Source organism: Ketobacter alkanivorans (assembly GCF_002863865.1).
Lineage (GTDB): Bacteria > Pseudomonadota > Gammaproteobacteria > Pseudomonadales > Ketobacteraceae > Ketobacter > Ketobacter alkanivorans.
Map to the genome: position 1 here is coordinate 3,658,504 of NZ_CP022684.1, position 24,644 is coordinate 3,683,147.

Sequence of the window (24,644 nt, forward strand, 5' to 3'; positions counted from 1 at the left end):
AAGTTTTAGCGTGCGTCGTTCTGTATGCATGCTCGCTTTCCTCGTAAGCTTAGATTAACTTGTTTTTTTAAGTCTAATGCTTGAGGAGCTTTAATGATGAGGTTTCACTTCAAAGAATAGATTCACTATTAGCTACCATTGTGTGTTTCGTCGTTAAGCATCGGGTAGGTTCTGGTTGGTTTTTTGTTTCTCCAATGATAAGTGCTTGGAAAGTATTATTAACAAACCAATTACAAATCCGAAAAGTAAGCCAGAAATTACAATTAGAGTTCTATTGGGTCTGGACTTCTCTTGCGGAACAACTGGTGGATCGAGAGTAGTGAATGCAAATTCATCCTTTATATTGGCCAGCACAATTGTTTGCATTTGGTTTTCGATCAAGCGATAAAATACGCTTTGCATATCTACCAATGGAGTTTGTTCAATGCTCTTTTTCAAGTAGGTGATGCTTTTTTCCGCTTCAGCCTTTTTTTCCTCTCTGATTTTTAGATTTAGGTCTCGTATGATGTTGTGTGTCCATGTTTTCGCTAATTCAGGGTCATAAGATGATACTCGGATGGTTATTAACCCTGTCTCCATGTCTTCAGATACGTTTAAACTGTCAGTGATAAATATTTTATACGCATCCCAGTCTGAAGGCTCCAGACACTCTTGTTCTGGCAGTGGGTGGGAGCGAAATAAAGACATTGCAGATTTTTTAAGCCTGGACAGGCTGGAGGGGGGCTTCCATTGTTGCGTGGTATGGTCCCAAGAGTCTATGAAAAGATGGCGCTTAATGTCGTAATTGTTAATGAAGTTGTTGATGAACTTTCTCGATTTAAGGATTGCTATATACGTTGTGCTTTCATCCGCTCCGTTGCCTAGGTTGATTCCGGCGAGGCTGGCGATGCTTCCTATCTGGCCACCCAAATTAGAAAGGGGGTTGGTTTTGGAGGCCAATGCAGGTGCTAGAACAGAACTGCTTTGATAAACATCAGGCGTATTCAGAGCATAAATGATTGCTATTATAAAAAGTGAGCACGAGCATAGCGCAATAGTCCTTTTGCCGCTCCATAGCAGCTTCGCTAAGACTGAAATGTCGATGTTTGTATTTGAGTCGTTTGAGATCATGTTAGTTGTTTGTATTGTCTAGTTAAAAACTCGCAACCGCAGCTGCGCCAAGGGCGATTTGGTAAAATACTTGGGAGATGCTTGTCCAAAGTGTTAATGGTTTGATGCGATCAGCATCTAGAGGAACGACAACTGTATCCCCGGGTTCCACTTTATAGTTGTTCGCTTTGAACCATCCCGAATGCTCTGGAAGAAAAACACGACCGTTTGCTTTTACTACATAGATTCTTTTCTTGTCTGCTTTTTGCGTGATGCCACCGCTCATTTCAATGTATTTTTCGCTGTCGGCATTTGATTCAAAAATGTGTGATGTTGGGAATTGTACTTCTCCCACAACCGTAACTGCTTGCTTTTTCCTAGGGATCGTCAATGTATCGCCATCTTTTAACTGGATTGGTTGTGCTGCATCGTTTATAGCTGCTTTCAGGTCGATAACCATTCTGCCTAAAGGTCGTACTGCATTTAGACTCTCTAATAAATCTTGAGCTTCGTTTACGGCAATTTTTTCGTGTTCTGTTTGTGTTTCTAGGTTGGCAGCAGCGATTTCACCTTCAAGTTTGTCGCGTAATTCCTTTAAGCGCTGCGCTTCGAGCGCTCTTAGTTCTTCCCGGGTAAAAATTGCAGCCTCTGGGTAGGCCCATTCATTCAGCCCGCCAGCGCGCTCAATCACCTGAGCCAATGTTTCTCCCCTTTTGATTTTATATTGGCCGGGGAATTTCACTTCACCTTCGATAGTGACCGTTTCTTGGTCCATCCAGTTGGGTAGGCGCTTGATATGCAGCTGGTCTTCTTCTTTCAGTGCGGTGCTGCCGCTATTGGCTAGGTCAACGTTAATGTGTTGGATGCTTTGTTCTTCTGTCTCACTGTATGTGATGCGTGTGATCTCTCCGCGCAGCCCATAAGCGTTTTGAGTGAGCCCGCCTGCCAGCATTACCATATCCTTGGCGGACATGCTGGGATTTAGCGGGTATTCACCGGGGAACCGCACATACCCCGATACATTGACAGTTTGTTTGCGCAGCTGTTTGTTTGCTTGTACTTTTAAGCGAGCAACCAGATCTTTAAGTTGATCGCTGCGTGGGGTCTCAAAGTTAAATACATACAACTTGTCGCGTGTTTTTAGCTCTATGTTTTCAGCGCTGGCTGGGTTTTTCAGGGCTTCGCCTAAGCTGAAGGTGAGCACTGTTTTCTCTCTGGTTGGTTGGGTTTCCCGTTCGATCAGTGCCACGTTTAGATCAGGAAACGGCAGCAGCTCTTCAGCGCTATGAATGATATCAGTCACTCTCATGCCTGGATGCCAAGCGAAGCCCCCTGGGCGTTCCACGTGGCCTTCCAGCATAACCACGTCTTCCATTGTTTCCAGAACTGAAAACACTTTGATCATGTCGGCGTCTTGTACCTTGGTGTTTTTGCCGCTTTGTTTGGTTAGGTCGGCATCCACCAGAGTCCGATTGCCTTTGGCATCTATGCGCTCAATGCGTGTTACGGCTGGGTAGGCTGTTGGCGTGTAACTGCCAGCTAGCTCGATAACTTCGGCGGCATATTTCTCTTTTTTCAGCTCATATATGGCGGGGCGCTTTACTTCGCCACTCACGCCGGCCGTTGCGCCTATGGGAGGGATAAAAATAACATCACCGGGCAGTAAGCGAGCGTCTTTGCTGGTATCGCCGTTTAGTAGGAGATCATATAGATCCAAGGAGGTGATGAGTTTGCCTTGTCGTTTCAGCTGGATGTTGCGTAAAGAGCCGATTTTGCTGATGCCGCCTGAAGCAAATAGGGCGTTGGTCATGGTGGACAGAGAGCTGACGGTGTAGGAGCCGGGTTGCAGCGCTTCACCCAGCACAAAGATACGAATTGAGCGGAGTGTGCCCATGGTGACACTGGCTTTGACGCCAATCATCTGTTGTTGCACAGTGTCTGCAAGCAGTGCGCGGGCGTCAGTAAAGCTTATGCCTGCAAGTGTAATGGGGCCGATCTCGGGTAGCTGGATTTGGCCTTCTCGGTTGATGGTCAGGCTGTAACTGTTGTTTTCTTTACCGTAAAGCTGAACCACCAGGTTGTCCCCTGGGCCTAGCACGTAGCTGTCAGGAGGAGGAATGTCGCTGGCGGGGGTGAAAGCATCCGGGGTGCCGCTGAATAGGTCGTAGCCGAATTGTTTTAGCTGTCCTTTTGTAGTGGTGTCGCTGGCTGACTCATTCAATTTATCGGTTTGAATGGTTTTGTTGGCTGCATCTTCCAAGGTGGTGTTATCTTGAGCGGTGGTGCGCGTTACTGTCTGGTTGGGTTGCAGGTTGGGCTGAGCTGGCCCGCTTGCAAGCCCCATCTGATTCAGATCCACGCCGTACTGGCTGGCCAGTGCTCGCTGCTGTTCTGGTGAGAGGCTTTTGAACATCTCAATCTGTTGTGTCGTAGGGGTAAAGCCAAAGGCAAGGCTGCCCCAAAGGGCGCCCAACAGCAGGATTATCGCTAAACGCAGTGTATAAAAGGTTTGCCGCTTGTTCGTTTTCATAGGTTTGCTATTTACCATCTCGCTTCCCAGGCAAAATAGGCTCCGGCACCGCCGATGGTTTCTTTTGCGTAGGTTAGGTCTTCACTTTGATAATCCAGCCCAAAGGTGAGCTGCCAAGGGTTGAATAGGATGCTGTAACGCGCATCTGCCAACCATAAATCAGTTCTAATCTCTCGGCTCAGGGTGTTGCCGCCTCGGTTGGGTTGATCGGTGCCATCCCGGTTCAGTTCCACTTTCGATACCGACCAGCTTATTTGCAGATCATCCCCCACAAACATGTCGTGCGCAAAGGTTAGCATGCGAGTGTCGTTGTCGGTACTGGCACCGATCGCACGATTGCGGTAACGATAACCAGTTTGGTAAATACTGTGCTCGTAGGCATAGTTGGGGCGATCGCTTCCTTCCCCTTTGAAGCCCTCTGCCGTGGTGTCGCTGTATTCAAGATAGAGGCGCTGGTGGAGCTGTTCACTAATTATGCTGGCATCCAGGCCCATTAGCATGGTGAAGCGACTGGGGAGGGCCCCTGATTCATCTTCGCCAACCCACTGGCCGTAAAACCCTACGCCAGTTTGTTCAAATAGTGTGCCACTTAAGCGCCAATCAATGCCGCCGAGCTGGTTGCCTGGTTCGTTGCTCTGGTCGACTCCGTCATCGCCTCGGTTATCGCGACCTAATAATAGATCAACGAATGTACTGAAGCTCTGCGGTCGGCCTTCGCCGCCCCATTGAGCGGTGCGGGTCAGTCCGATTTCAAGCGGTTGTATGGGGCGAAAGCTGAAGCGTGCGCCCCATAGCAGGGCGTTGCTTACGTATCGGTTGCTTTCAAGTTGGGCCATGAAGGTTTCAAAATGCCAGGGGCCGATCCAACTGAGCCAGGGTGTTTCGAACGCTGCGGAATGGTTGCGCTGTAGGCTTAAGCTGGGGGCAGGGCGTGCGTTGGTGCCCAGTATCAGGTTGTTTTGCCAGCCGGGGCCCCACCAGCGCTCTACTGCACCGGCGCTAAAGGCCCAGTTGCCCAGTAGCAGGCTGACATAGGAGCCATCGAGTTTCCCATTGGAATCGCCGTTGGCGTCGTCGGTGTAGGATATTTTCAGGCGGCCAGTAAGGTTTTGGCTCATCCAGTCTGCACTGAGGCTGGTTTGGGCCTGATCTCGTTGGCTGTCGCCGAAGTCAGTAAACAAGTGAGGGCTTTGGCGTAGGTCGCCACGCCACTGCAGGCGTACGTCGTCACTGGTATCTCTGCGTAAGGCGAAACGCACGTAGTTGAGGGACAGTTGTTGCCCTGGGGTGAGTCGCTCAGCCTTGGCCGTGTCCATATCGTGTTTTATGCCGCTCCACATGAGGGGCCAAGTGGTGACTGGGGTACTGATGATGCCAGCATCAGAGAGAACTTGTATATGGTGGCGCAAGGTCTCGTCGCCGGGGTTGATCCATGGCCCGGCGTGAGCAGCGTTGGCCACCATTACGCCCAGCAGTGAACCGGTAAAGGTTGCGACCATGCGTCGGATTCGTTTTTGCTTGTTTCCCTGCACGGTGACGATGATCCATTTCTCCTGTTGGTTCGGGGGCTATTTTGCAGCGCTGATAGGGGGGATGCAAGAACAACTGGATGATTTTTAACAAGGATTTTGACTGCGCCTGACTTTGCCGGTTTGTAGTTGTGATTGAGTTGCATTACTGTTGCTGGCCTATAACAAATCAAGGATTGAGGTTGGTGATGTCATTTTCAATATTTCAAGTGGATGCTTTTGCTTCTCGCCCATTCGAGGGCAACCCTGCAGCTGTTGTGCCTCTTGATCAGTGGTTGCCTGATGATGTGATGCAATCCATTGCTGCCGAGAACAACTTGGCAGAGACGGCGTTTTTCGTACCTGAAGAAGATGGCTTTCGTATACGCTGGTTTACGCCGACAGTGGAGGTGAAGCTCTGTGGCCACGCCACTTTGGCGGCTGCTTTTGTGTTGTATGAAAAGCTCCACTGGGATCAGGCTCAGGTTGTTTTTCAATCGCTGTCTGGGCCGCTGACCGTGGTTAGGAGTGGCGGACTGCTGACGTTGGACTTCCCAGCCCAGCCCGGCACCCTATGTGATGCACCAAGTGCCTTGGTGCGAGGGTTGGGGGTTCAGCCTCGGGAATGTCTGGCGTCAGAAGACTATATAGTGGTATTGGAGACTGAGCAGCAATTGGCCGGTTTAGAGCCTGATATGGTTGCTCTTATGGAGTTGGATCTGCGTGGGGTGGCAGTGACGGCGCCTGGTGAGCATAAAGACTTCGTTGTGCGTTTTTTCGGGCCCCGCTGTGGTATCCCGGAGGATCCGGTGACTGGGTCGGCTTATACTCAATTGGCGCCTTATTGGGCCCAGCGCTTGGGGCGGGATCGAATGGAGGCTCGTCAGATTTCGGCCAGAGGCGGAGATGTTCGTTGCGAGCTGGCAGGAAAGAGGGTCAAGATATCCGGTTCTGCGGTGTTGTTTCTGGAGGGTGAAATACAGACCTAGGTGCTGACTTTGCAGTCACCGATGCTGCCTTCTATAGTTAAAGGCCACGTATTACGGGCCTTGTGACCATTATTCACGCAAAAAATACCGGTTATACGATCTATTGATTTCATTTATGCAGGAGTGGTCATTAGAATGCCCACCATCTGCAGTAAAGCTCGTACTTGCTGCGATACCAAATTCCTAAACGTAGAGGATCAACCATGTCTAACTACTCCACTTTTACTGACGAAGCAGCGTCTGTAATCGCCGCTAACGGCCCTACCTGGGGCGCGATCAATCCTGAGTCGGTAGCTCGTATGCGTCTGCAGAACCGTTTCAAAACCGGTCTGGACATCGCCAAGTACACTGCCAAAATCATGCGCGAAGACATGGCTGCTTACGATGCTGATTCCGCTCAGTACACTCAGTCTCTGGGTTGCTGGCACGGTTTTATCGGTCAGCAGAAGATGATCGCTATCAAGAAGCACCTGGGCAACACTAAGCGTCGTTACCTGTACCTGTCTGGTTGGATGGTTGCTGCTCTGCGTTCTGACTTCGGCCCTCTGCCTGATCAATCCATGCATGAGAAGACGTCTGTTTCTGGCCTGATCGAAGAGCTGTACACCTTCCTGCGCCAAGCTGATGCGCGTGAACTGGGCGGCCTGTTCCGTCAGTTGGACGCTGCTCGTGAAGCGGGTGATTCTGCCAAGGCTGACGAAGTGCTGAGCCAGATCAACGGTTTCGAAACTCACGTTGTGCCTATTATTGCTGATATCGACGCTGGTTTCGGTAACGCAGAAGCCACTTACTTGCTGGCCAAGCAGATGATCGAAGCGGGTGCTTGCTGTATCCAAATCGAAAACCAGGTTTCTGATGAGAAGCAGTGTGGTCACCAGGACGGTAAAGTAACCGTTCCTCACGAAGACTTCCTGGCTAAGATCCGCGCTGTACGTTACGCGTTTATGGAGCTGGGTGTAGACGACGGTGTGATCGTTGCCCGTACTGATTCCTTGGGTGCTGGCCTGACCAAGCAAATCGCTGTAACCAAAGAGCCGGGTGACCTGGGCGACCAGTACAACAGCTTCCTGGATGGTGATTACATCGAAAGCGCCGACGACATTGCTAATGGTGATGTGGTTGTTAAGGCCAACGGTAAATTGTTGAAGCCCAAGCGTCTGCCTTCTAACCTGTTCCAGTTCAAGAAAGGCTCTGGTGTTGATCGTGTTGTTCTGGACTGTATTACTTCTCTGCAAAACGGTGCTGATCTGCTGTGGATCGAAACTGAGAAGCCCCACGTTGGTCAGATCGCTGAAATGGTTAACCGTATTCGTGAGACTGTTCCAAACGCGAAACTGGTTTACAACAACAGCCCATCTTTCAACTGGACTTTGAACTTCCGTCAGCAGGTATTTGATGCGTGGAGTGAAGCTGGTAAGGACGTTTCTGCCTACGATCGTAACAACCTGATGAGCGTTGAGTATGACGAAAGCGAACTGTCTAAAGAAGCCGATGCCAAGATTCAGGCGTTCCAGAAAGATGCCTCACGTGAAGCGGGTATTTTCCACCACCTGATCACTCTGCCGACTTACCACACTGCTGCGCTGTCCACTGACAACCTGGCTAAAGGTTACTTCGGCGATCTGGGTATGCTGGCGTATGTTGAAGGCGTTCAGCGTAAAGAGATCCGTCAGGGCATCGCTTGCGTTAAGCACCAGAACATGGCCGGTTCCGACATGGGCGACGATCACAAAGAGTACTTCTCTGGTGATGCGGCTCTGAAAGCCTCTGGTAAAGACAACACTATGAACCAGTTCTAAGGTTGATGTGTTAAACAGATAAGATTATTTATCTGATAAAAAGGGCCGGTTGGAAACAACCGGCCCTTTTTTTGTGAGTTTTTTGTGCGCTGGTTTTGTACGTTGTAATTGTGCAACAGGTCAAACGCTGGCGATCAGTGCCTTTAGCCGTGCAGCCTGCCTCCAAGCGGGTGCATCCAGCAGGAATAATGGTGAGCTGGGGGAGATGGCTTTCAATTGCAATGCAGCCGCGCGCCGTTGTGCCTGACAGCCGTGTTCCAATACTGCCAGACAGTTGTGCTGGGTGGCCTCTTTTCCTGCCAGGTAGCGGCTACCGGCTTTGAAGGCGCTGCCGTGATTTGTCCACCATGCTACCACTTGCTGTTGATTGGGCCATGGCAGGTCTTCGTCAGGATCGCTGTCTACGGCGTCGTCGTCCGGGTCATCGTTGGGGCCGCCGGTGAGGTCTTCCGGTGGAGCTTGCTCCAAATCGTTCTCTACCAAATCCAGCCCGGTGATGATGCAGAATGCATGTGCTGCCAGGCGGCTTAGGGTCTTATCCTGCATGAGGCGTAACAGCGCGGGTACGCTGGCGGGGTCACCTAGTTCTCCTGCCATGTGTATTAACAGGCGGCGATCGGGGTTCTGGCTGGCCAGGGATGACAAAAACAGGTGTGCTTCTGGCAGGGGCATAAAGGCGGCCAGTAGTGCCAGTGCTGACTTTGTTAGTGGGGATGATAGCGAGCCAGGCTCCAGAGCGATCTGTCGAAGGTACGCCAATGAGCGCTCTCGTTCACCCAGCATTGCGCAGCTGCGAGCGGCCATAAATCGAATGTCGGCACGTTCATGGTTTAGCAGGGCCAGGCAATGGGGCAGTAGATCCAGCATTCCGATTTCACCCACCGCTTGTAGCGCGCATGCAAGCATGCTCGGCTCCTGTTGGGTGATGGCTCGTTCGAATTCGGTGTCGGCGTGAATTTGATGTTGTCGGTACAGGTGCAGCCCCACCTGGCGGAAGAATGTGGAATTGAATGCCAGCAGGTGGGGGATCAGTGGTTGTGTAAAGCTCAGTGGCACCCAGGAAAACGCATCCAGCAGGCCTTTTTGAAGGTCGCTGTCTGTTTCTGCCAGGGCCAGCAGCTGCTTCAGTCGAGGAGTGTTTTTCGATTCCAGGGTCAGAATACAGGTAAGAAACAGAAGCTCTGGGGAGGGCTCTTCCAGTGCCTGCATTACGATCTGAGCCGATGGGTTGGGGCTGACACGGAGTCCGTCCAATAATGCGTCAATCCGCAGATCCAGCAACATGTTGTCCTGCAGGGAGCGACTCGGGCCACTGATCAGGTCCTGCCGTTGTGTATATAGAAAGGCGGCTTCCAAGTACTGTTCGAGCACTTGGGGCAGTTCTTGCGGATGCCTATAAGTATAGGATTGGGCGTTGTTGGTTGGGGCCAGTATCACGGTCACACCTTTATTCGTCGTCGGACATGTCCAGTTCGGCCAATTCGAGGTATTCCTCCACGGAATCCTCAAGCCATTCAATGAAGCTGGGAACCTCTGCTTCTATCTCGTGATGGTATTGCAACAGGGGCCATTCTCCATCTTGAGAGGCTGCGACGGGGTCCAGCAAATATTTGGTTGCGGTGATGAGTGAGGCGCCGATTACCAGGCTGCGGGCGGCAACGTCGTCGCCTGAGTCAAGGGCAGACTGCTTCCAGGCGCTGAGGTCGTGCTCGTTGGTGATACCCAGAAGCTCTTCAAGTGGAACCAGGTCGACGCCGCCATCGATTTCTTTCCAGCCATTGTGGAGCAGCAGAAACGCGCGGTAGGAGGGCGGTAACGCTGTGCCCAGTATGCTTTCCAGTTTCTGGATGCTGGCTTCTGCGGCGGGCTCTCCCAGTTCCTGTTCTGCGTCCAGCTCTATGCTGTCGTAGTAGCGTTGGCGTGCTTGGATACCTTCGGTTATGGCTTTTTCCAGTCGCTGTTTTAATGCTTCCATGGGGTGTCTCACTCAGTGTTAGCAGTCGGCTTCAAACCCGGTTGGGTCGGGGTTCTTTTTAAGTTTTTCTTTGATTTGTCGGCCGCTGGCTTCGTTCACTTCTTTGTCGAGCCAGAGGAAGGGGCCTTGGGCGTTGCCACCCAGTTGCATTTCGTGAACGTGATCGGCCTGCATTTTCTTGGCTTTTGGATCATTGGTTTTGGCGCAATCGTCGTAAAATTGGGCATCCTGCTTGGCGGGGTTGTATTTGTCGTTCCAGCCGGAGGGCGCAGGTTTATTCCAGTCCCTGGCGTATTTGGCGGCCCAGCCGTTCCCGTTTTTTCGGGCCAGGGTGGGCTTGCCGTTGGCGTAGGTGTTGCGTGGTTTCATTTTGTTCTGTTTGGCGAGCGCATCCAGCTTTTTGGCTTTGGCCTGCATCTGTTTCTTTTGGCAATCATCCCAGCCTTCATCGCATTTTAACGTGATGGTGCCGGGTTTGCTTGAGCCCTGATCCAGTCCGGTCATGGTGGCGCCGGTATTGGGCGGCATGCCACTGGCAGCGCAGTTGTTCAGCATGGGCTCACCCAGCAGGTGTACGCTCTTGCCCTGAATTTTAACGGTAATGGAGCCGGGGGTAATAAACTTGGCGGGGCCATGGGTGTTGGCCGAAATCAGTCCGCCACCGGTGCCTTTGCTGGCCATGTCGCCCATGCTTTTGAAGGTGCTGCCACGGATGGCAACGTGGTTGCCTTCGATCTTCACGGTGGTGGAGTAGCCCTTTGGCGACATTCCGGATTTGGCGATGTTAGGTAAGGGCGAGGGCACAAAGGGGGCGGGAGGCCCCGGCATTTTGCAGACATTGGGAATGGTGGCTTTGGCAATGCCCATGCTGCCTTTGGTAACAGGTGTTTTGGGTGGGTGAATAGAGACGCTGGGCATGGCGATGTATCAACCTCGGAATGGCGTGGGGGTGATGTTGGTTTCAACCAGCGCAGCGGCGCGCAGGCCTTGCTCTGAGCTGGCCCAGAGCAGGTTGCGCGTGCCTTGCGCATAACCCCGTTGTGCCGCTTGGGTGGCTAACACCATGAACAGGGCTCCTGATGCTGCCCCCATGTCACCCCAGCAATCTGCCGGGCTGCAATAGCCGGTTGGGTCATCAAAGTACTGGGCCAGTTTCAGGCAGGTAAACCCCCACTCTTCACCTCGATAGCGTTCGCCGTTGATGTCGCAATAGACGGCATTAATAGGCGGTGCTGAGGGCGCAGAGCCCTGTACGGTGGCACGTATGGTGTGGGTCAATCCTTCTCCCAGGTTGATGTCCTGGGTTTTGATCAGTTTGGATTCCCATGCTGTGGCGGTGCTGGATATGGTGGCCATGGGCGTGCTGTTGTTAAAGTGCTGCATGCCTTTCAGGTTTGCCAATAAACAAAAACCGGCACCTTCTCCGGGAACGAACCCGGAGCGGGAGCGATCGCCTGCCAGTTGGCGGTTCTGATCGAGCCATTGCAGGGTGTCTGGATGGAAATAACTGTCGACGCCACCGACGATGCAGGCGTTGTATTTTCCTTGGTTCATGTCGTCCATGACCTGATCCAGCAGGGACAGCACTGCGCTGTGGCCTGCCATGAAGGCGCAGCGGTCGCCTATTTTGACGGGCAGTTCGGTTTCTCTTATCAGGCGTTGGCAGATTTGCTGGGCGTCTTGCTCGCTAAAGCCGGGCCTGGGCTCCGGTAATCCTAGCCATAAAGGGATGGTTGGCGGAGCAGGGGTGTGAGCAAAGGGCAGGGTGGCTTCTTGTAGTGCAGTTTGCGCCATAGCCAGCATGCGCTCATTGCAATTCAGGCGCGCATCCAGCACTGCGTCCATCGAGGCTGCCATGGGATCGCCGAGTAGATCCACCATAAAGGGGTGCTCGCTGCAGCTGCTGATGGCGGCCCGCACGGCGGCGGCAGTGGCCGCTGAATGTAGTCCGAGGGGGGTGCGTGCACCGGTAGCCACTACAAATAAAGGGGTACCCATCATTGGTACCTTTTCTGTCGGATAATGGTTTGATCCAGATAGTCGGCTTCGTTGCGACACAGCAGTGAGGTGGTCCATACCATTTTGAGCTGACGTTGATCCGGTTCAATGATCACGCTGGATAATTGCGCGCGATGCTCCTCTATACGGTTATCGATGTAGGTGGTGAAGGCGAGATAGACCCGTGGCAGTTGAAACTGCAGTTTTCCCTGCGGGGTTAGATGGATCAGCTCAATGGTTTCGCCGCCTCGCAGCGGCTTTTCACTTTGCTGATCTTTGGGAGCGCATTGCAGGCAGCGGCTGTCCCAGTCCAGAGGCAACAATGGGTGCCGCTGTTCTTGCCAGGCTTTATCGTAAGTGCCGGTTAATTCACGCCGAGGGCTCCAGAAGCTGTCGATGGCACCGAAGCCTGCGGGGCCAGCCTTTTTGGGGTCGCCTTTCAAATATTCAAATTGATGCAGGGGCATCCCCTGTTGAGCGGAGAGGGTGTCCAAGGCGCTGGCCACCACGCCGCAGCCAACCGGGTTTCGCGGATCCCATGTATGCTTTTTGGGGTTGGGGTGGCTGTGGTCGTAGCCACCAAAAGCCCGTTCGTAGCGAATGGGGGCCGATAGAATGGGGCGTGGCGTGGAGGGTTTTAACCCCATTATGCCCTGTTCCCAATGGCGCTCACCCAGCACTTTAAGCGCTTTTTGTTGGTCATTGATGCGCAGCGCTACGGCGAATTCCACGCTGGGTTTGCCGCCCGGAGCATGGGCTGTGCCGTTGACCAGGATGTCGGTGGCGGGTTTGCCCGCAACGACATCGGCATCGTATTTGAGGCTGGATTGGCCTGGTTCTCCAAAATATTCCGGCGCCAGCAGGGCCGGTGACTGCTCTTCCGCTAGGGATAGTGTCCCGGTTTCGCTGATGTCGTAAGTGCCTTTAACGGCCACCAGCCATTGGTGCCATCCGTTGATGTCCCGCCCCCAGCTTTTGCCCACTGCGAAAGGCGTTTTGTTGTTCAGCTCCCACATCAGGCATGCCCTGCGGTTGCAGAGTGCAAGTCAGCTGTGACGCGCTGATGGCTTGCCGTGGTGAAGTAGCCGCCCCATTGCAACTCCTGCTGATTCAATGGGTTCAGTTGCGCGCTGTCAGGCGGCAGACGCGATGCTTCAGGCAGCCGCAATTCCACCAGCCCGTTATTATGCAGTAACAGCAGATCCTCCATGATGCTTTGACTTTGATCCAGTATGGTGGCGATGGGTGCGCTGGCGGGCCACAGTCGAAACAGGTGCTCCAGGGCGATGGCCAGCTGAGCGTTTTTGACCTCCACCTGATAGCCGTTGGGGTGCTGATACCAGTGCGGCTGCACCGGCTGAAGGCAGGATGCCACATGGAGATCAATGAGTGAGCTTGTCTCCATGCTGGGGTGTGCCGCTTGCTGTTTGCTGAGTATGGGGGTGTGCAGCTGTCGGTAGCTGATTAGATCCACGCTATCTTCCAGGCTTGGCCCCGTTAACGCCTGACTTAAGAGTTGTTGAGGCAGGGCTGCATCCACTTTGCCGGAGGGATAATTATAATCGGCGTCGGCTATTGGATAGAGTCCGTAATGCTCTGCCAAGGCCATAAATTCGCTGCGCCAATACGCTTTGTTGTGCTCTGCCAAGAACTCGTGGGCCACATAACTGTAGTGGTTTTCACATACGAATCGAAATTCGTTTGCCAGTAACGTGGAAAACGGATGGGCTTCACTTGCCTGTGGCTGGGACAGTAATTGCGCCATCTTGCTGGCGGTGTGTTGTGCTTGCAGCGCTCTTTGTTGCAGTGTGCCGGTTTTACCGGTGTGCGCCAGCAGGTAATCCCGAACCATGCCTCTGATGTTCCAGCCGGGTTTGGTGTTGTAATTCAGATACAGCAGGCCGTTGTCGGTAAGGCGTTTTTGACACAGCACAAAAAGCGCGTCGCGAACGCTGTCAGGCACCCAGGAAAACACGCCATGTACGATGATGAAATCGAACTTGCCTTCCAGGTGATCGTCCGCCTGACAAAAATCCAAGGGAAAAAACCGGATGTTGTCCTGCTTTAGCTGCGTTTGTCGGTGTTGTGCCAGGTCGATTTGTGTTGCCGCGCTATCGATACCATAAAACTCAGACTGAGGGCGGTAGTACGCCATGGGCAACAGGTTGCTGCCATCGCCGCAGCCCAGCTCCAATACCCGATATTGGCGCAGATCTGGCGCGGGCCCGCCGTGCAGGCGTGATGCAAGCGCCAGTCGTTCCGGAGCCGTCCATTCTATGGGCTGACAGCGATAGGGCAGATGATCGTAGGGTGTTTGGTTCATGTCAGTTGATCTGCACGCAGCCGCCTTTGATGCGCTGGGTGCCGGTGGCGTGGGTGGAGACGTAGTTTCCCTTGATCAGAACCTTGCCTGCTCGGGTGAGGGTGATGCTGGCTTCGCCGCAGCGCAGCACGATTTGCTGTTTGGCTTGGATGTGCAGGTGTTGGCCGTCAGCATCCACGTCCAATTGCTGCCCATCCAGCTCGGTGGTCCATTGGGTTGGATCTTGGATGACACCGAGCACGACGGGCTTGGTTACGTCACCCTGATCAAATTGCAGCAACACCTCGGCTCCGAACGGAACCCGCGCAAGGTTCGCTATGGTGCGCGCAGGCAATGCCGCCGTACCTTCCTGACCCGGAAAAATCGTCAGTGGTTGGTGTTGCTGATTATAGCCAACAAACTGTCCAGTAATCACGCCATAGACTGGGCTGCGTAGCAGAGCGATGTCAGGGCTTTCGAATGCTGTCATAAATCATTCCTTCTTATTCAAGTCCTTCTGTTGATGCAGCTTAATTGATGCCCACTTTACTGCCCTTGACAACGACATCGCTGCTGGCTTTGATATTGATCTTGCCGCTGGCTTTGAGTTGAATGTCTTTTCCGCTGATTTGAATGGTGCCATCTTTTTTCATCGACAGGCTGGCTTTGCCTACTTTGATGATGAGTTCATCGTCTGCGGAAATCTGAATTTTTTTCGCTTGATGGCTGCTGGAGTCGCCGACGGAAATGCTGCGGTTTTTGCCCACGTTTTCGGACATGTTGACGGCGACCATCACATTCTTGCTGGCACCAACTTCTTCGGCTTTCACTGCGCCGACGGTCTCATTCATGGCGCCCCCTACCGTGACCTGATACAGGCCGCCCACGGTTAGTTCCTTGGCGGCTCCGACGGTTTCAGCGCTGTTGATGGAGACGGTGGTGGTCTGGTTCTGGCCCACCGAGGTGGACTGATTGCTGGCGACGGTTACCGATTGGTTGCCCTGTACCGTTTCAGTGTGATTACCCTGCACGGATTCAGTCTGGTTGCCGCCAACCGATTTGGTTTCGTTGGCATTGACGGTGACCCCGCGGTTGTTTTGAACGGTCAGGGCCTGATCGTTTTGGACTTCGCCGGTTTCATTGTTGGCGATAACAAAGTTCATGTCTTTGCCAGCCTTGAGGTAGATCTCTTCGGCCCCGCCAGCGTCATCAAAACGCAGCTCATTGGCGTCACCGCTTTGCGTGAGAAAGCCGGACTGGGTCGAGGTGTATTTTGGGCCCTGGTTGTCTTTGTTGTACATGGCACCCACGACAATGGGGCGATCTGGATCTCCGTTAATGAAATCCACCAGTACTTCCTGGCCTTCGCGAGGCACAAAGCTTGCGCCCCAGCCGCTGCCTGCATAGCTTTGCATGACGCGGAGTTTGCAACTGTTGTGATCGCTATCCCATGGAAACTGCACCTTTACCATGCGCTGAGGGTCGGCGTCCGCCGAGGAGCCGGAGGCGCTCAGGGTTACAACCTTCGCTGTTTGCGGGCCTGCCATACGCTGCTTGTAGTGGGGTTTGGCTGGGCGAGGAGGAATGGTCGCCGGGATGCAGGAGAACTGATTCTCATATCGGCTTGGGCTATCGATATTGTTGTTGGCCCGATGACTCACTTCCCATAACAGATAGCGGCCTGACTCCGAGCTTGCGTTATGGGCAATCTCAAAGCGCCCTCCAGGGTGAAAACTAGGGCAGTTGCTGACACCTTCTGCCATATTGTGGCGAGTTTCCTGCTCTTCCATGCGGTTTTGTGTAATGCGCTTGTTGTAGGCGGAATCAAAGTCATGACAGCTGTCGCTGCCGGTTTTAAAGTTGTAGCAGCCAAATCCCACCAAGGTATCAACGGGGGGCGTTTGTGAGAACGATGAGGTTGTTGGCACGCGCTGTTTATAAAAGTTTTTCGGCGTGTCCTGGTTGTAGTCCAGTAGTTGATATGCCTGGGGGTGATAATTCAGAGCCCGGCTCCATTGACGAATCACGGCACCTTCGGTGCCTTCCTGTCTGGATAGCCCCCGCTTCACAACCTTGTATTGGGAGCAGTCCACGAAGCCGTTGGTTTGGTCGGTGAGCACCAGCGTATGGCTGCTTTTAGAAAACGAGAAATAATAGGAAATGCCGTCTTCTGCCAATAGCCTTTCCACAAACTCAAGATCACTTTCATTAAACTGAACGCAATATTCTCGCTTAAGGTAAGTGCCGCTGGTTTTGGTTTCCAGTTCACAAAAAGCACCATAAGCGCCGATGATTTCTTCTGCGATTTCAATGCTGGTTTTGTTTTCGAAAATGCGGTTGTGGTTAGCTTGTGATAGAAACCAAAGGCCGGGCACTACGTGGATCTGGTAGTAACGCACGCCGTTTTCGCTGACATCGTCCAGCACCAGTCGATTCACTCGCCCGTGTCGATAAATGCCTTCTGTTCGGCCCTGATCATGAATGGCGATGGCAACCTTTTGCCCGATTACCGCATCGCAGGAAAGATCCAGCTTCTCCGACAGAAACTTGATACGAAATTCGTAGGGTGTGGAGAGCGCTTCTTTGCCTTCCATCTCCACAGCTACGCAGGACTCGTCAATGAAACTGCCTGACAAGCGAATTAAACGGGTGTCTTGTGTCATATCTCTTTGCACCCGTTTAAGGGTGCTTTCCCTGAGTGCTTGCTAAGGCACTGTTAGCCTAACGGTAACCCATAGTTTCTACGCGCAAGCCTGCGTACTGTCAATGAATTGGACCACACCGAAAGTGTGATTAATTGTTGGGTTTACACGGCCCGATCTGTTCCCAGCCTGTTGCGATGTGTTTAAAAGAGCTGTTCCGGCAGGGTGCCACCATCGGTATGAGGGTTCACCATGTCGTCGTCGACTTCCTGGGCCGGTACGTTCTCTTCTCTGAAGTATTCAAAGATCGCATTGGGTTGCCCTGGCTTGGCTCGTTTGCCCGTTTCTGGATCGATGCGAACGGTGGTAATGCCGTCGGGGATCTTCAGTGGGGTTTGGGGGGAGTCCTTGAGCGCGGTTCGCATGTAGTCAATCCAGATGGGCAGTGCTGCGGTGCCGCCGTATTCGCCCCGGCCCAGATTGCGCGGTTGGTCGAAGCCTACCCACACAGTGGCCACAATGTCGCGGTTGAAGCCGGAGAACCACGCATCCTTCTGATCGTTGGTGGTGCCGGTTTTCCCCGCGATATCAGATCGATTCAGTACGCGGGCCTTCACGCCGGTGCCGCGCTTGATAACGTCTTGCAACATGCTGGTAATCAGAAAATTGATGCGTGCATCCTGCACCCGCTCGGCATAACGTACCGGCTTGTCGTCGCTCTCGCTGTTTGCGCTGTCTGGTGTGTCGTTGGTTTCGGGTTCTGGGCTGGCCTCCTGCGCCAACAGCGTGGCAAAATCGAGGCCTTCGCTATCGGTCGCCGCCTGCTGCGCTTCCCGTTGCTGGATACAGGTCTCATCGCAGATCACCATAGGATTGGCTTCAAATAACGTGGTGCCGGTGTTGTCTTCAATACGCTGAATATACCAAGGTTCCATCAAGTAGCCGCCATTTGCCAGCACCATGTAAGCCGAGGCGATCTCCCAAGGGGTGAGGGCTGCACTGCCCAAAGCCAGGGATAAATTGTTGGGTAATTTGCTGGTATCAAATCCAAACCGGCTGGCGTGTTCAATCGTATGGCGGATGCCGATTTGTCTCAACACTCGAATGGATACAAGGTTTCGTGATTTGTATAGCGCTTGCCGCAGGCGGGTGGGGCCGTAGAAACGACCGCCGGAGTTCTCCGGACGCCAGGTGCTCTCCAGGCTGGAATCCTCGAACACCACCGGGGCATCGTTGATGATGGTGGCGGGCGTTAAACCCTTTTCCAAGGCCGCACTGTAGATAAACGGTTTGAAGCTCGAGCCCGCCTGCCGCCCGCCCTGGATGGCACGATTGAATTTACTGCTTTGGAAGTCAAAGCCGCCCACCAAGGCCAGCAGTGCACCGTTTTTCGGGTCAAAGGAGGTCATGCCACTTTGTGCAATGGGTTTTTGAGCAAGTGACCAGCCTTCTTTCTCCTGGGTTACTCGTACGATCTGGCCAGGTTGAACCACGTCGCTGACCTTTTTGGGCTCGGGGCCACGGTCAACGTTGTCGATGTAACGGCGTGCCCATTTCATGCCATCCAGAGTCAGAGTGATGGTTTCGCCGGTTTTCAGTAATGCGTCGGCGGATTCATCGCTGGCACTGGTGATGATTGCGGGCTGTAGGATGCCAATAGTGCGGAAGCGTCGCAGCTCGGCCAGCAGGTCAGAGTTGGTAACCTCTTCAAGCGGAAAACCCAATTTCGCTTCCTCGCCCCGATACCCGTGGCGGCGATCATAATCGATCAGACCCTTCAGGGTGGCGGTGTTGGCGGCGGTCTGCAGATCTGCCTTCAGTGTTGTGTATACCCGATAGCCATCGGTGTCGGCGCGATCACCGAAGCGCTGAATCATGTCGCGGCGAACCATTTCCGCGAAATAGGGTGCCTCCACTTCTACCGGTATGCCATGCAGTTCAGCAGTCTCTAGCTCGGCGACGGCCGTATCGTGCTGTTGCTGGTCGATATAACGGAGTTCCAGCATTCGCGACAGAATCCAGTTGCGGCGAGAAAGGGCCCGTGCCGGGTTGGTCACCGGGTTATAGGCTGAGGGAGCCTTGGGAAGGCCGGCAATGGTGGCCAGTTGTGCCAGTGTCAGTGCCTGAACGGGGTTGCCGTAATAGACTTGAGCCGCTGCCTGAATGCCGTATGCCCGGTGTCCCAGATAGATCTTATTGATGTAGAGTTCCAGAATTTGCTCTTTACTGAGCTTGCGTTCCATGTCTAGAGAGAGCAGTATCTCATTGAATTTTCTTAAAAAAGTTCTTTCTCTGGAAAGAAAGTAGTTCTTCGCGACCTGCATGGTGATGGTGCTGCCACCGGTCTGGATGGAGCCTGTGGTTACCAGTTCCAGGCTGGCGCGAACCAGCCCTTTGATGTCGACACCATGATGCTTGAAGAAGCGGGCGTCCTCTGCTGCCAGTACGGCGTGAACAAAGTCCTGGGGGATATCCTCATAGAGGATCGGCGAGCGCTTCTTTTCACCAAACTCTGCGATTAGCTTGCCTTCACTGGAATAAATGCGCAAAGGCGTCTGTAATTGTATTTCAAGGATCTGCTCAACTTCAGGCAGTTTTGGGCCGAGGTAAAGTAGCGTTCCGGTGAACACGATGGATCCCGCACTGATGGCCAGCAGTAAAAGCCACAGTGAGACACGTAAAATCGGGTGAGTTTTAAGCATGTTTTAGGTGTAACGTCGGTCAGAGTGAGTGGTCGGATATGGTAATAAAATGTTCAGAGTGTGAATTATACGACGATATTGTAGGCGTGATCTAATTGCGTGTTCTAATATTGTGGTATTTAATGTAAATAGACACATTGTTTTTGTAAGTGTGCATAACTGCACAAAAATTCATAAATAAAGCAGAACTACAAAACAGGACAGGAAGATATGCTGCCCTTCCTCAGTAAGAAGGCTTCAACAGCCAAGTTGGGAATCGATATCAGCTCGACATCGGTCAAATTGCTCGAGCTCAGTCGCAGTGGTAATCGCTACAAGGTCGAGGCCTATGCGGTAGAGCCATTGCCAGCCAACGCCGTAGTCGAAAAGAATATTAATGATGTGGAGGGTGTTGGCGAAGCCATCGCCCGCGTCGTGGCTCGAGCCAAGAGTGGCGTTAAAAACGCTGCGGTGGCTGTTGCTGGCTCTTCGGTGATCACCAAGGTCATCGAAATGGACGGCAAACTCTCCGAAGACGAGATGGAGAGCCAGATCAAGGTTGAGGCCGACCAGTACATTCCCTATCCACTGGATGAAGTTGCCATCGATTTCGAGGTGCAAGGCACGGTCGAAGGCTCTGCTGATCAGGTGGAAGTGCTGCTGGCAGCCTGCCGCAACGAAAACGTCGAGTTGCGGGTAGATGTCCTGGAGATCGCCGGACTTACCGCCAAGGTGATGGATGTTGAGGCCTACGCCATGGAGCGTGCCTTCGGTTTGGTAGCGGATCAGATCGATGGCGGTGAAGAGCAGACGGTAGCGATTGTTGATATCGGCTCTACCATGACCACCCTCAGCGTTCTGCATGATGGCCGCACTATCTACACTCGAGAGCAGTTGTTCGGCGGTAAGCAGCTGACCGAAGAAATTCAACGTCGTTACGGGTTGTCCTTCGAAGAAGCGGGTCTGGCCAAGAAACAAGGCGGTCTACCCGATGACTACGAGACGGAAGTCTTGGAACCCTTCAAGGAAGCCGTTGTACAACAAGTAACCAGATCCTTGCAGTTTTTCTTCTCCTCCAGCCAATATAACGATGTGGATCACATCCTGCTGGCAGGGGGCACAGCCTCAATTCCCGGCCTGGCCGAGATGGTGCAGGATAAAGTAGGCACCACCACTTCCATAGCCAACCCGTTTGTGGACATGGCTCTTTCCTCGAAGGTAAACGCGTCTCTACTCAGCGCCGATGCGCCATCACTGATGATCGCCTGCGGCTTGGCGTTAAGGAGTTTTGACTGATGACAAAGATTAACCTCTTACCCTGGCGCGAAGAGCGGCGCCAGGAGCTGAAACAACAGTTCTTTGTGATTCTGTTCGGCGTGCTCCTGATCGGTGCAGGTTGCGTGTACCTGGTCGACATGAACGTTCAGTCCCAGATTGATTACCAGAACCAGCGTAATCAGTTCATCGTAAACGAAACCAAGAAGCTGGAGCAGCAGATCAAAGAAATTGAAGATCTGAAGAAAAAGCGCGAGTCCCTCGTTGAGCGTATGAAAGTCATCCAGGATCTGCAGGGCAATCGACCTGAAATCGTCAAGGTTTTTGATGAGATGGTTCGGACTGTACCCGATGGCGTATTCTACAAGCAGATCAAATTGACTGATGAAACAATCAGCATGACTGGGTTTGCCGAAAGTAATAACCGGGTATCCAATTTGATGCGAAATCTTGATTCCTCGGAGCTGTTTGACTCTCCGAACCTGTCCAAGGTTCAGGCTGCGTCCAAAGATAAGGCGGTTAATGAGTTTGATCTAACCGTGAAACGTCAGAAACGCGCCACGGATGAGGAGGGCTGATTATGGACATTAAAGAGTTTTTTGAGTCCTTCAATAACCTCGATCCGGAAAATATTGGTGGTTGGCCGCTTCCGATCAAGGTATTTATTTGGGTTGTGGCCTGCGTAGTGGCGGGTTTCTTGGTGTTTCATCTTATGCTGTCGGATTCTTTGATGCAGCTCGACAAGGTCTCCTCTGAAGAGGGAACCTTGATGAAATCCTACGAAGAAAAAGCCTTCAAAGCCTCTAATTTGGATGCTTATAAAGAGCAAATGAAGGAGATGGAAAGCACCTTTGGTGCTTTGCTGAGACAGCTGCCCAGCGATACAGAAGTACCAGGGTTGCTGGAAGATATCAGTCATACGGGTTTGACAGCGGGGCTGACTTTCAACAGTATCCAGCTCGCACCGGAAAGCTCAAAGGAGTTCTATGTAGAGCTGCCTATTGATATTGAAGTAAAAGGTGGTTTTCATGCCTTTGGCTCTTTTGTCAGCGCTGTTGCTGCGTTACCTCGCATCGTGACGCTGCATGACTTCGATATAGCTCCCGCAAAAGAGGGTACCTACGAGCTGGTGATGAAGATTCGCGCCAAAACTTATCGCTATAAGGAAAATTGATATGAGAAGCGTAAGTTTTATTGGAATAGCCTTGATCGGTATTTTGATGGCAGGTTGTGGTGGTGATACCCAGTTCACCGACATTAAGAAAAAAATGGCGGAAGTTAAGAGCCGGCCGAAAGGGCGGATTGAGCCTCCACCGGAATTCAAAGTGTACAAGGCCTTCTCGTACAGTGCTGCGGCCCTGAGAAGCCCGTTTGACAGGCCTCTTGAAGTCGAAATGACTGCTTTGCCGCAAAAGCGCAGCAACGTGAAGCCGGACTTTAATCGCCCTAAAGAAGTGCTCGAGCAGTTTGGTATCGACTCTTTGGGGATGGTGGGAACGCTAAGTCGTCCAGGGGCTTCTTTGTTTGCGCTGGTCAAGGATCCCGATAACGGTTTGCACCGGGTGAAGGAAGGCAATTATTTGGGCCGAAATTTTGGCAAGATCACTGCGATCACTCCCAGTAGGGTAGATGTCATTGAGATAGTATCTGATGGCCAGGATGGTTGGGTTGAGCGTCCACGCACATTAGTGTTGCGTGAAGACTGAAGCGTGGGAGACAATTCATGAAAAGGTTTCAGACTTTCATACAAACGATAACAAGCAAGCAGGTAGCTGCAATGAAATTTAAGTTCTGTTGGGGCGCTGTGTTTGCCCTGCTGTCCACTCCGCTTTTTGCCGCACAATTGACCGGCGTAGAGTCTGCCGCTCTACCTGGGGATGGCATCGAAATCAAACTGAAATTTGACAGTGCGCCACCTGAGCCTTCGGGTTACACCACTGATTCACCGGCGCGGATTGCAATAGATCTGGATGGTGTTAGCAATGGGTTAACTGAAAAGTACATAACCTTGGGCAACGGTAATGTGCGCAGTCTGACTGTAATGGGGGCCGGCACTCGCACCCGCCTTATTGTTAACATGAGTTCACTGGTTGGGTATACAACGACGGTGAGTGGTAACAACCTGTTGTTACGCGTTGGTGATGCCGCGCCGTCGACTACTGCGGGTGCCAAGCCGGTGTCCGGTGTTGAACGGGTAGCGTCAGCGCCCGCGAAGGCTAGGGCTGACGGTGTTCAAGAAATCGATTTTCGTCGTGGCGAGCAGGGTGAAGGGCAAGTAGTAATTACATTGTCTAATCCTAATGCTCCAGTGGACTTGATTGAGGAAGGTGGCAAGATTGTGGCTGAGTTTGTTGGTGTCACCTTGCCAGACCAGCTTCATCGCAGACTGGATGTGATGGACTTTGCTACACCTGTCAAATTGATCGATGCCACCACGGCATCTGGAAACGCCCGCATTGCGGTGACACCTACCGGTGAATACGAGTACATGGCCTACCAAACTGATCAGACTTTCACCATTAGCGTGAAGCCTATCAGTACCGTAGAGCTTGAGCGCAAGCGCAAAGAGAAATTCCAGTACACCGGTGAGAAGCTGTCCTTGAACTTTCAGGATATCGAGGTGCGCTCGGTACTGCAGTTGATTGCCGATTTCACCGAGCTTAACTTGGTTGCCAGTGACACTGTGCGCGGCCGGATCACCTTGCGATTGCAGAATGTTCCCTGGGATCAGGCCCTGGATCTGATTTTGAAGACCAAAGGTCTCGATAAGCGTAAAGTCGGCAACGTTATGCTGGTTGCTCCTGCTGATGAAATAGCGGCGCGAGAAAAGCTCGAGCTGGAAAGTCAGCGTCAGGTTAAAGAACTGGCGCCTTTGCGTACAGAATACCTGACTGTTAATTATGCCAAAGCGGGTGAAGTGGCTGAGCTGGTGACCAATTCAGGCTTCCTCAGTGAGCGTGGAACCATAACGGTGGATGAGCGTACCAACGTTCTGCTGATCCAGGATACCTCCGGCAATATCGATGAAGTTCGCTTTATGTTGGAGCAGTTGGACATTCCTGTACGACAGGTGATGATCGAGGCTCGTATCGTGATTGCCAATACAGATGCGGTAGAGGAGCTTGGTGTTCGCTGGGGCTTGGGCGCATTCAATATCGGCAGTGATCGTCTGTCATATTTGGGTGGTAACGCGAACGGAGCCGAAGGCAATATTGCCAATATCGTGAATGGCGATGATTTTGAGATCGGCACTGGTACGCTGGCTTTGGATTTAGGTACGGTTTCTGATTTGGCAGCAACATCTGCCAGCCGTATTACCTTCGGCTTCTTTGATGCAGATAACGGGCTTATTGATCTTGAGCTGTCCGCCCTTGAGTCGGATGGTCGGGCTGACATCGTTTCCCAGCCGAAGGTCATGACTGCGGATCAGCAAACAGCCAAGATTCAGTCTGGTACAGAGGTTCCTTATCAGGAAGCTTCCTCCAGCGGTGCAACCTCAACTTCATTTAAAGAGGCGGTGCTGTCTCTGGAAGTGACGCCACAGATCACACCGGACGGACGGGTCATTATGGATCTGAAAGTTAACCAGGACTCTGTAGGTGACATATTCAATGGTGTGCCTTCTATCGAAACCAATGAGATCGAAACCAGTGTCATCGTAGACAATGGTCAGACGGTAGTGCTGGGTGGTGTGTTTAGATCTCAGGAAGTCCATGAAGTGGTTAAAACCCCTTTCCTGGGTGATCTCCCTGTGATCGGCCGCCTGTTCCGTCGAACGCTGGAGTCGTCAGAGAAAGCAGAGCTGCTGGTGTTCATCACTCCACGTATTGTGAATGATGTGTTGGCTGCCCAGTAG

Annotated in this window: 19 protein-coding genes; 7 read left to right on the forward strand and 12 right to left on the reverse strand. The window is 52.5% G+C overall.

The window, feature by feature from the left end:
- Window positions 1-153: 153 nt before the first annotated feature.
- The 3 genes from Kalk_RS15590 to Kalk_RS15600 are packed head-to-tail and all read right to left on the reverse strand — an operon-like array spanning window position 154 to window position 5,118.
- Window positions 154-1,110: a Wzz/FepE/Etk N-terminal domain-containing protein gene (locus tag Kalk_RS15590; RefSeq protein WP_101895129.1), complete on the reverse strand. Its 957-nt coding sequence runs from the start codon at window positions 1,108-1,110 to the stop codon at window positions 154-156.
- 22 nt (window positions 1,111-1,132) lie between these two features.
- Window positions 1,133-3,619 carry an SLBB domain-containing protein gene (locus tag Kalk_RS15595; RefSeq protein WP_101896353.1) on the reverse strand — a complete coding sequence of 829 codons (2,487 nt, stop codon included), beginning with the start codon at window positions 3,617-3,619 and terminating at the stop codon, window positions 1,133-1,135.
- An 11-nt stretch (window positions 3,620-3,630) separates the two neighbouring features.
- The gene (locus Kalk_RS15600) at window positions 3,631-5,118 is read right to left on the reverse strand and encodes a capsule assembly Wzi family protein (protein WP_101895130.1); all 1,488 of its coding nucleotides are present in this window, start codon (window positions 5,116-5,118) and stop codon (window positions 3,631-3,633) included.
- Window positions 5,119-5,336: 218 nt separating this feature from the next.
- On the opposite strand from Kalk_RS15600, the gene Kalk_RS15605 reads away from it, so the two are divergent.
- Window positions 5,337-6,116 carry a PhzF family phenazine biosynthesis protein gene (locus Kalk_RS15605; RefSeq protein WP_101895131.1) on the forward strand — a complete coding sequence of 260 codons (780 nt, stop codon included), beginning with the start codon at window positions 5,337-5,339 and terminating at the stop codon, window positions 6,114-6,116.
- A gap of 203 nt (window positions 6,117-6,319) precedes the next feature.
- A complete protein-coding gene (locus Kalk_RS15610) occupies window positions 6,320-7,915 on the forward strand; it encodes an isocitrate lyase (protein ID WP_101895132.1) in 1,596 nt (531 codons plus the stop codon).
- A 120-nt stretch (window positions 7,916-8,035) separates the two neighbouring features.
- Here the strand turns inward: Kalk_RS15610 and Kalk_RS15615 are convergent, their stop codons facing one another.
- From Kalk_RS15615 to Kalk_RS15655, 9 genes are all read right to left on the reverse strand, one after another.
- The gene (locus Kalk_RS15615; RefSeq protein WP_158643529.1) at window positions 8,036-9,352 is read right to left on the reverse strand and encodes a TIGR02270 family protein; all 1,317 of its coding nucleotides are present in this window, start codon (window positions 9,350-9,352) and stop codon (window positions 8,036-8,038) included.
- A gap of 10 nt (window positions 9,353-9,362) precedes the next feature.
- Window positions 9,363-9,890: an SMI1/KNR4 family protein gene (locus tag Kalk_RS15620; RefSeq protein ID WP_101895134.1), complete on the reverse strand. Its 528-nt coding sequence runs from the start codon at window positions 9,888-9,890 to the stop codon at window positions 9,363-9,365.
- A gap of 18 nt (window positions 9,891-9,908) precedes the next feature.
- Entirely contained in the window at window positions 9,909-10,808 is a 900-nt protein-coding gene (locus Kalk_RS15625) for a PAAR-like domain-containing protein (protein WP_101895135.1), read from the reverse strand.
- 9 nt (window positions 10,809-10,817) lie between these two features.
- A complete protein-coding gene (locus Kalk_RS15630; protein WP_158643530.1) occupies window positions 10,818-11,891 on the reverse strand; it encodes a beta-ketoacyl synthase N-terminal-like domain-containing protein in 1,074 nt (357 codons plus the stop codon).
- Entirely contained in the window at window positions 11,888-12,904 is a 1,017-nt protein-coding gene (locus tag Kalk_RS15635; RefSeq protein ID WP_101895137.1) for a DUF2169 family type VI secretion system accessory protein, read from the reverse strand. The genes Kalk_RS15630 and Kalk_RS15635 overlap by 4 nt, the downstream gene beginning before the upstream one ends.
- Window positions 12,904-14,211, reverse strand: coding sequence for a class I SAM-dependent methyltransferase (locus Kalk_RS15640; RefSeq protein ID WP_101895138.1), 1,308 nt, complete (start codon window positions 14,209-14,211; stop codon window positions 12,904-12,906). The genes Kalk_RS15635 and Kalk_RS15640 overlap by 1 nt, the downstream gene beginning before the upstream one ends.
- 1 nt (window position 14,212) lies before the next feature.
- Window positions 14,213-14,680, reverse strand: a complete 468-nt coding sequence (locus Kalk_RS15645) for a DUF6484 domain-containing protein (protein WP_101895139.1) — start codon at window positions 14,678-14,680, stop codon at window positions 14,213-14,215.
- A 40-nt stretch (window positions 14,681-14,720) separates the two neighbouring features.
- Entirely contained in the window at window positions 14,721-16,853 is a 2,133-nt protein-coding gene (locus tag Kalk_RS15650; protein ID WP_101895140.1) for a type VI secretion system Vgr family protein, read from the reverse strand.
- Window positions 16,854-17,035: 182 nt separating this feature from the next.
- Window positions 17,036-19,534, reverse strand: a complete 2,499-nt coding sequence (locus tag Kalk_RS15655; protein WP_101895141.1) for a penicillin-binding protein 1A — start codon at window positions 19,532-19,534, stop codon at window positions 17,036-17,038.
- Window positions 19,535-19,744: 210 nt separating this feature from the next.
- On the opposite strand from Kalk_RS15655, the gene Kalk_RS15660 reads away from it, so the two are divergent.
- From Kalk_RS15660 to pilQ, 5 genes are all read left to right on the forward strand, one after another.
- The gene (locus tag Kalk_RS15660; protein ID WP_101895142.1) at window positions 19,745-20,809 is read left to right on the forward strand and encodes a pilus assembly protein PilM; all 1,065 of its coding nucleotides are present in this window, start codon (window positions 19,745-19,747) and stop codon (window positions 20,807-20,809) included.
- Entirely contained in the window at window positions 20,809-21,366 is a 558-nt protein-coding gene (locus tag Kalk_RS15665) for a PilN domain-containing protein (protein WP_101895143.1), read from the forward strand. Before Kalk_RS15660 ends, Kalk_RS15665 begins: the two co-directional genes overlap by 1 nt.
- A gap of 2 nt (window positions 21,367-21,368) precedes the next feature.
- Window positions 21,369-21,962 carry a type IV pilus inner membrane component PilO gene (locus Kalk_RS15670; RefSeq protein WP_101895144.1) on the forward strand — a complete coding sequence of 198 codons (594 nt, stop codon included), beginning with the start codon at window positions 21,369-21,371 and terminating at the stop codon, window positions 21,960-21,962.
- Between the two features lies 1 nt (window position 21,963).
- Entirely contained in the window at window positions 21,964-22,494 is a 531-nt protein-coding gene (locus tag Kalk_RS15675) for a pilus assembly protein PilP (RefSeq protein ID WP_101895145.1), read from the forward strand.
- Window positions 22,495-22,565: 71 nt separating this feature from the next.
- Complete coding sequence (pilQ, locus tag Kalk_RS15680; RefSeq protein WP_101895146.1) at window positions 22,566-24,644, forward strand: type IV pilus secretin PilQ; 2,079 nt, start codon at window positions 22,566-22,568, stop codon at window positions 24,642-24,644.